Below are 8,557 nucleotides of genomic sequence, written 5' to 3'. Positions count from 1 at the left end.
GGTGTCAGTCTGTAGAGCGACCATAAGACCAGAACAGAGTAAATCTGTTAAGGCAGGTGCGAAAAATCCTTCGGGAAAGAAGCAGAAACCCAAATCGTGAGGTTTGGGAATCGCCGTCCATTTTACGGCGGTGAGGATGTCAAAGCAGGAATAGTTTTTTTGTACGCTAAGAAATAATAGCAAGAATTCCCCTGTGGAAAATCTGTGGAAAACCAGAGCTTTTTTCGATCGCTCTTTCTGGGCTAAAATCTATCAATAGCAATAACTTCGCCCATTGCTAGGTTTTTACTGCAATTCTGAAAAGATTGTGGAAAAATTGTCAAAAGTGAAATTTTTGCCCTTTCTCAGCCAATTACATCAGCTGTTAACCATCAAGCTATAAGTCAAGAAGAGCGAGACTTGAGCCGACCAGCGCTCTTCCTAGGGAAAAATTGCGTCAAATGTGGGCCGGTGATCTTTAAAATGGAACAAGCAGCAGGAAGTTAACAAAACAAAGCTCCGGGCATTCCCCGAAACCGATAGACTCAAATAGACAAGGAGACAGGATTGGTTAGCACATCTTCGTATCAAACAACAAAATCGAAAGAAATCTTTACAGCCGCTCAAAAATTAATGCCGGGGGGTGTAAGTTCCCCCGTGCGGGCCTTTAAATCCGTCGGTGGTCAACCCATCGTTTTTGAAAGCGTCAAAGGGGCCTATATTCGCGACGTGGACGGTAACGAATACATCGACTATGTGGGAACTTGGGGGCCGGCTATCTGTGGTCATGCCCATCCCGAAGTGATTGCCGCCCTACACGATGCCCTAGACAAAGGAACCAGTTTCGGCGCTCCCTGTGTTCAGGAAAATATTCTCGCTGAAATGGTGATTGATGCCGTTCCCAGCATTGAAATGGTGCGTTTTGTCAATTCCGGCACCGAAGCCTGTATGTCCGTCCTGCGCTTAATGCGGGCTTTTACCGGCCGGGATAAAATCATCAAATTCGAGGGCTGTTACCACGGTCACGCCGATATGTTCCTGGTTAAAGCCGGCTCTGGTGTAGCGACCCTGGGCCTACCCGACTCGCCGGGGGTTCCCAAAACCACCACTAACAACACTTTAACCGCCCCCTACAATGACCTGGAAGCGGTCAAAGCCCTCTTTGTCGAAAATCCCGACTCGATCGCCGGGGTGATTTTAGAGCCAGTGGTGGGTAATGCCGGCTTTATCGTGCCGGATGCTGGCTTTTTAGAAGGATTGCGGGAATTAACCAAGGAATACGGGGCCCTATTAATGTTTGATGAGGTAATGACCGGATTCCGCATCGCCTACGGTGGCGCTCAGGAAAAATTCGGCATCACCCCCGATTTAACCACCCTCGGCAAAGTTATCGGCGGTGGGCTGCCGGTGGGGGCCTACGGCGGTCGCGCCGATATTATGGCGATGGTGGCTCCGGCCGGTCCAATGTACCAAGCGGGAACCTTATCTGGCAACCCTTTGGCCATGACAGCAGGAATTAAAACCCTCGAGTTACTCCAGCGCCCCGGCACCTACCAATATCTCGATAAAGTGACTAAATCCTTAACTGAAGGGCTGCTGAAAGTGGCTAGAGATGCTGGTCATAGCGTTTCTGGGGGTCATATCAGTGCCATGTTCGGAATGTTTTTCACTGGCTCCCCCGTACATAACTATGAAGATGCCAAAAAGGCCGATGTGGCTAAATTCGGTCGTTTTCACCGGGGAATGTTGGAAAGAGGCGTTTATCTAGCTCCTTCCCAGTTTGAAGCTGGTTTTACTTCTTTAGCTCACACAGAGGCCGATATCGAACGGACTTTGGCCGCCGCTAAAGAGGTTTTAGCAAGTTTATAGTTAATACTGCTTCGGCCGGGAAAATCGATTGATAGAGTCCCAAGTATGGATGAGTTGACATCTCCCCGCTTGCAAAAGACGGGGATTCTCCGGGGAAATTTGGCTAGAAACCCCGAACAATCGAGGGATTATTCTCCCCAGCACTGTCAAACCTATCAGTCTAACCACAGGCCGACCCTTTTTAGTCAACCAGATGGAGGAGACCATGAGCAAGCGGTATCTAACTTGACAAAAATTACCTCGGTTTTTATAATCCTGAAACCGTTAACAAAATTGAGCGATAAATAGCCCAGCAAAAAATCAAGAAAAACAGCAAAAAAAACGGGGTTCCCCCCTTGACAAATAGCCAAAACTAGGCATTAGTTAAATTTAATGATTTTTTAATAAAAACCGCTTTCTATCACCAGAAAGAGCGATGGGTAGATTTTTATCAGAGTAATGTAATCATCTTTACAGCTATTGGGGATCAAAGGATGTTAGGGTGAAGGAGCGATGACAAACCCACTTTAAGATCACCTCAATTGCTATGGCACAGATTCTCGATCCCCTCCCCAACGGCAAGAAAAATAGTATTCTTTGTTGCTATGTCAATGCGACCAATCATATTCAAATTGTTCGCATCACCAATATTGCTAACTGGTATTTTGAAAGGGTGGTTTTCCCCGGGCAGCGTTTAGTATTTGAGACCCTAGCGGATGCTTTCTTAGAGATTCATACGGGGATGATGGCCAGTGCCATCCTTTCCGATAACATCCCCTGTGAACGCCTTTATATCAGCGATGGGGATGACGATGACTCCGATGGTCAACTGGACAGGGAAATATTTTATCCCCATTCCCTAGAGGAGAGTCAAGGGGCGAAAATTGACAATACCGTACCCTTCGGTTTAAGTTTAGCTTCCGCCTAGCTAATCAACTAATCTGATAATTCCCCTCGCACGAGAATCACAGTGCAATTAACGGCACAGGCAATCGTCGAGGGGATATTGCCATTTAAGAACTGATTGAGCAAACTTTCCCTAGATGCACCCAAAAGCACCAAGGAACAATCCTCCGATTCTACCAGATGAATCACCGCCTCGGCCGGAGAGGCCGAACGAATCGGTAAAGGCACAATCGGCTGTGCGATCGCTTTCTGTAAAGATGCTTGTAAAACTTCCAAAGTGGACAGATCCGGCAGTAACTCCGTCGGGGAATAGATTTTACATAACCAAAGTTCGGGATGATCCGAAGACTCGGACAAAGACAGCAAACTAGGCAATAATGCTAAAGCGCGTTGGGCATTGGGACCGCCGGCGGTGGGAATCAGCCAAATCCTTTCCCGATTAAGATCGTTGGGAAAACAATCCTTTGTCCCCAATTTTACCAAGATGGTTTCACAGGGGGCTTCAGCAATCAAAGTATCGACTAAAAACCCGAAAATCGCCCCGGTGGTGGATTTTTCCCCCGTCCAACCCATAATTAATAAATTGCTGTGTCGTTCGCGAATCGTCGCCAAAATCCCGTCGGCGATATCCTGAGCCACGGAAATTTGTGTATGAACAGAGATATTCTGCCGTCGGGCTAATCTTTCCAGACGATGAAGTAATTTGCGTCCTTCCCGCGTATCTACCTTTACTTCCGCCGGAGAACTAAGACGAGGCACAGTAATCACATAGAGACAATCTATTTCATAATTGCGTTGACGGGCGATCGCAGCAGCAATTTTAAACAAAGCGGTAGCGGTGTCGGGATTGGCAATGGGTAACAAAATCCGGCCTATTCCCACGGCCGGGGAACGAGTTTGATAAACCACATAGGAAGGGGTACTGGGTTGGGGCAGTTGACAAACCCCCCCCAATTGATCGGCTTCCACCCGGATAATATCGGTGCGGGTGATGATCCCCACCAGTTTTTGACCGTCGGTAACAGGTAAACGGGAAAGCTGATAGCGATTTAAGAGAAATAAAACATCGCTTAAAGCTGCCTGGGGGGCCACAGTAATCGGATTGGGAGTCATGATCTCCCGTAGGACTGTTTGACTGTTTTTCGATCGCCATTTATCCAGATCACTTTGGGTAAAAATCCCCAATAGTCGCCCCTGTTCCACCACGGGAAAACCGCGATGATGGGAACGGGACATAATTTTCACCACTTCCCCCAGGGGTAAATCTGCCGCCAGAATTTCCACCTGGGATTGCATCACATCTATAGCCGACAGATGGGCCAACACATCATTAGAAGGGGTTTCTTCGTTGAGAATAATACCACTAGCGGAAAGTAAATGCTGATAGAGGGAACCGGGGTGAATGCTTTCGGCAGTGATATAAGAAACGGCACAGGTCAACATCAGGGGCAGCACAACATTAAAATTGCGATGCAGTTCAAAGACAATCACGATCGCCGTTACCGGAACCCTGACTACTCCCGTAAAAAAAGCCCCCATACCGGCTAAAGTATAACTAGGTTCGCTGCCGAAACCCATCATTTTCGTCTCGATTCCCCCCACCAGAAACCCCAAACAGGATCCCAACACCAAAGCGGGGGCGAGGAGTCCTCCCGGAGCGCCGGAACTATAGGAGATCATCGTCAGGAAAAAATAGACCACAAAAGCGAGGGCGGTATTCTGCCAACTTAATTCCCCTGCCAGCAAAAATTCCCGTAAACCCGTATTATCTCGAAAAAAGTCGGGTAAAAAGGCCACTACCGTTCCCGATAACCAGCTGACCAGACCGATGCGCCAAGCCAGAGATAACCGCCAACGCCGCTGCAGCTGGCTACAAAAAAGGATGCCCTGATTGAATAAAGCCCCCAATAAGCCCGCTAAAACCCCCAAAAGGCAATAAATGGGGATTTCTTGGGCAGAGAAGCTAATATTGGCATATTCAGTGATCATTGAGGGGGTATTCTGCAGCATCATTGAAACCACGGCCCCGGTAAAGGAAGCCACAATCGCCGTTTCTAGGGTCATACTGGAGACATCGCGCATTAATTCCTCGATCACAAAGAGGACGCCGGCGATGGGAGTAGTAAAACCGGCCGCTAACCCCGCGGCTGCCCCGGCTGCGATCATCTGACGACGGTGATCAGGACTGGTGGGCAGCCAGACGCTTAACTGGGCCGCTAGGGCCGCCCCGATGTGTACCGTAGGGGCGCGACGACCAAGGGTTAAACCACCGCCAAGGATCAGGATCGCCCCGATCATTTTTACGAGGGCGACCCGCCAAGACAGGGGCAAAGGATATTTAGCTAAGGCCGCTTTTACTTGGGGAATACCGCCCCCGGCGGCCGCAGGGGAGAAGTGTTCGACAATCCAACCGGCACTGTAACCGAGCAGAAAACCGCCGAGGGGCAAAACTAGGAAAGGAGAGGAATTGGCTACTAGATGCACCCGCCAACCACCTAACCAACCGATACCCAATTTCAGGATAATAGCGGCAAGGGCGGAGAGAATTCCGATTAAACAGGCTACCAGTAAAGCATAGCGACTATCGGTCGCGCTACGTCCGAAGTGTTGGGATTTAAACCACTGACGGAGGTTTTGGTGACGGGCAAAAAGTCCCATAATTATCAGGGAGAATCAAGGCAATGGCGGAGCGAGGATTTATTTAGGGTTCTGATTCCTCGTTTCTTTAATCATAGGCCGTTAAGTTCTGTCACCGTTCACCTTGTTGCTACCAGTGGCCCTAATAGTAGTTTTTCTATCGATGGGCTAGGATCAAAGGTTGTCCCTGTCTTTGAGCGGAGGGTATTTTAAAGTTTCAAGAGAAATATAATCAGATATAGTCAAGCATGGCAATATGTGGACAGGAAACTATCAGACTAGGCAAAAAAAACAGGAATAAGTTATCGAACGGCTTGGAGGTGGTGGAAACAAGGGAATTTAACAGGCTATCAATTGCCTTCTGGTACAATTATCATAACGGATGACAACCATTCAAAACCCGACTTGATAGCTTGCATTTATGCAAGAGTTTCCAGCGCCGAAAATAAAGACAATCTAGATAGACAAGCTGACCGATTAAAAGATTATGCTGTTGCTAGAGGCCACAAAATCTACAAAGTTGTCGAAGAAGTAGGCAGTGGGATAATCGCCAACAATTAGCCAAAATTCTAGTTGTCCCCAATTATCGAAAAAATCGGGTCTAAAACCTCGTCTTTTAAGGCGAAAATTTTTGTAGCGGGGCATAAATCCCCGTTACAAAAACGGCCTGCTGCCCTCTGCCTCCCGCCTCCGTTAAGTTGGTTCAATAATTTTTATCCCTGCTCTAAATTCCCGCAGTGCTTGAGCATGATTTTCTGTATTAATACAACGCAGCAATAAACCTACATCTAAACTCGGTAAAAGTTGCGATTTACTAACAGCTTCATATCCCTCATTTCCTAAACTATAAAACAATAACTCATCATTCGTCCAAAACCAAACTTCAGGAATTTGTAACCGTTTGTATGCTTCCAGTTTATTAATTCCTCCACTACTAACAACCACCTCAATCACTAAATCAGGATGTTTTCTATTTGCTGCCAATTCATAAGATTCATCACCTTCTTTTTTAACCTTTTCAAATTCATTTTCTAGGGTGACAGAACCAGTAGGAGTAAAATCTAATTCCAAAAATTCTAAATAAATTTCTACTAAAGAAGCAATACGTTTTTTGATAGTTTCCTGTTTTTTCCCTGGCATTTTTATAATCTCCAAAACTCCATCTAAAAAAGATAACCTTAACCCTGGGCGCTCAATTAGCTGTTCAACAGCTTTAAATTCTCTCCAGGTTAAGTCACTAATTAAAATTGGTTCTGCTTCTCGTTCGATGAGTGTAGTTATCATAATTTAAACCCAAATTTAGAGAGTGAATTTTTATCAATATGATATCATCTAAAAATAGATTATCATAAAAACAGGACTTACGCAAAAAAGACCGAAAGTAGGGGTAATTCATGAATTACCCCTACGCAAGAATAAGGCGTTCAGCCACGTCTTGCGTAAGTCCTAAAAAAACATCATGCAAGCATACAAACTCAAAGGAAAAATTGATCAATCTGGTAACTTGCTGATTACCCAACCCCTGAATTTACCCCCCAGAAACGTGGAAATTGTAGTTTGGGCAGCCACAGATACCCTTGATCATACCACAACCCCAACCACTGAACCAGCACCAGAAACACCAAAAAGACCAACTAAAATCAAGGTTTTGCAAAACTGGTTTGAGAAAACCCAACCTGCACCTCCTGATTTTGATCCAGATCAAGCTAAATGGGAATATTTAAAGGAGAAACATAACCTGTGAAAATCTTGCTTGATACCAACATAATTATAGATAGTGTAAACTTAAAGAGTTCACCTATTACCAAAGTTCTATGACTCGCTGGTTTAATATTGCCGGTCCCTGTAAAGACGATATCCACTATATGCTCTCTCCCACAGTACGATTACCAGATTTAGAGGAGCTAATTGAACAAGAAAGTTATTTTGTCCTTCACGCACCACGACAAACAGGGAAAACCACAGCCATGTTATCCCTAGCAAAACAACTTACCGATAGAGGAAATTATGCCGCAGTCATGGTATCTGTAGAAGTAGGAAGTGCATTTAATCATGATCCTACTGCCGCAGAATTAGCAATTTTAGGAACTTGGTATGATACCATAGATATCCGCTTACCTAAAGAATTACAACCACCTGTTAAACAATGGCGACAGGAAGAACCAGGAAGCAGAATTAAGGCTTTTTTATCAGATTGGGCAACATCCTTAAACCGCCCTTTAGTATTATTTATAGATGAAATTGATTCTTTACAAGACCAAACATTAATATCAGTTTTACGACAGTTAAGAGATGGTTTTCCTAATCGTCCTGAAAATTTTCCGACCTCAGTAGGATTAATTGGTTTACGAGATGTGAGAGATTATAAAGTAGCATCTGGTGGTAGTGATAGATTAAATACATCTAGTCCTTTTAATATCAAAGTTGCTTCTCTGACTATGCGAAATTTTAATCTTGCAGAAGTGGGAGAATTATATCAACAACATACAGCAGCAACTGGACAAATTTTCATACCAGAAGCAATAGAAACAGCGTTTGATTTAACTCAAGGACAACCTTGGTTAGTCAATGCTTTAGCTAAATAAATTGTAGAAAAAATGGTAAAAGATAGAAGTATTGCTATTACCAAAGAACATATTTTAACAGCCAAAGAAATATTAATTAATCGTCAGGATACTCATTTAGATAGTTTGGCGGAAAAACTCAGAGAAAAACGAGTGAAAAACATTATTGAACCGATTTTAGCAGGGCAAACCTTACCCGATACCCTAGCAGATGATCGCCAATATTTAATAGATTTAGGACTATTACGACGTGATCCAAGGGGAGGATTAGTTATTTCTAATCCCATTTATCGTGAAGTAATTCCCCGCGTTTTAGTCCAAGGAACTCAAGACAGTTTACCTTTAATTAGTCCTAGTTGGTTGACAGCAAAAGGTGAATTAAATATAGATGGTTTATTAACTGCATTTCTCAAGTTTTGGCGGCAACAGGTCGAACCTTTATTAAGTAGTGCTGCTTACCATGAAATTGCCCCACATATTGTATTAATGGCTTTTTTACATCGCGTGGTTAATGGTGGGGGAGTTTTAGAAAGGGAATATGCAATTGGTAGCGATAGAATGGATTTATGTCTGAGTTATAAAGATGTAATTTTAGGGATTGAATTAAAAGTATGGCGGGATAA

The 8,557-nt window shown here is 44.6% G+C and carries 5 protein-coding genes and 3 pseudogenes; 5 read left to right on the top strand and 3 right to left on the bottom strand.

Translation table 11 applies throughout. The annotated features are described in order from the left end of the window. A pseudogene (locus EWV68_RS08790) lies at positions 1 to 183 on the bottom strand (hypothetical protein); the annotation flags it as partial. Between the two features lie 363 nt (positions 184 to 546). Here EWV68_RS08790 and hemL point away from each other — a divergent pair. Together hemL and EWV68_RS08780 are read left to right on the top strand one after the other, a co-directional pair. Then, a complete protein-coding gene (gene hemL, locus EWV68_RS08785; RefSeq protein WP_287169527.1) occupies positions 547 to 1,848 on the top strand; it encodes a glutamate-1-semialdehyde 2,1-aminomutase in 1,302 nt (433 codons plus the stop codon). A 526-nt stretch (positions 1,849 to 2,374) separates the two neighbouring features. Continuing rightward, on the top strand, positions 2,375 to 2,755 hold the full coding sequence (locus EWV68_RS08780; protein ID WP_002783746.1) for a DUF1830 domain-containing protein: 381 nt from the start codon (positions 2,375 to 2,377) through the stop codon (positions 2,753 to 2,755). Between the two features lie 8 nt (positions 2,756 to 2,763). On the opposite strand, the gene EWV68_RS08775 is transcribed toward EWV68_RS08780, so the two are convergent. After that, positions 2,764 to 5,391 (bottom strand): chloride channel protein, encoded by a 2,628-nt coding sequence (locus tag EWV68_RS08775; protein ID WP_287169526.1) that lies wholly within the window; start codon positions 5,389 to 5,391, stop codon positions 2,764 to 2,766. Between the two features lie 276 nt (positions 5,392 to 5,667). On the opposite strand from EWV68_RS08775, the pseudogene EWV68_RS08770 reads away from it, so the two are divergent. Continuing rightward, a pseudogene (locus tag EWV68_RS08770) lies at positions 5,668 to 5,916 on the top strand (IS607 family transposase); the annotation flags it as partial. A gap of 147 nt (positions 5,917 to 6,063) precedes the next feature. On the opposite strand, the gene EWV68_RS08765 reads toward EWV68_RS08770, so the two are convergent. After that, the gene (locus EWV68_RS08765; RefSeq protein ID WP_287169524.1) at positions 6,064 to 6,654 is read right to left on the bottom strand and encodes a Uma2 family endonuclease; all 591 of its coding nucleotides are present in this window, start codon (positions 6,652 to 6,654) and stop codon (positions 6,064 to 6,066) included. A gap of 175 nt (positions 6,655 to 6,829) precedes the next feature. Between EWV68_RS08765 and EWV68_RS08760 the strand changes: the two genes are divergently transcribed. Further along, on the top strand, positions 6,830 to 7,114 hold the full coding sequence (locus EWV68_RS08760) for a hypothetical protein (protein WP_002761688.1): 285 nt from the start codon (positions 6,830 to 6,832) through the stop codon (positions 7,112 to 7,114). Between the two features lie 70 nt (positions 7,115 to 7,184). After that, positions 7,185 to 8,557 (top strand): annotated as a pseudogene (locus tag EWV68_RS08755) (AAA-like domain-containing protein); the annotation flags it as partial.

The sequence above is a fragment of the Microcystis sp. M_QC_C_20170808_M9Col genome, from assembly GCF_007095495.1.
GTDB classification, from domain to species: domain Bacteria; phylum Cyanobacteriota; class Cyanobacteriia; order Cyanobacteriales; family Microcystaceae; genus Microcystis; species Microcystis aeruginosa.
Note: the sequence above shows the minus strand (reverse complement) of the source record. Positions and strands in the feature narration are given on the sequence as shown.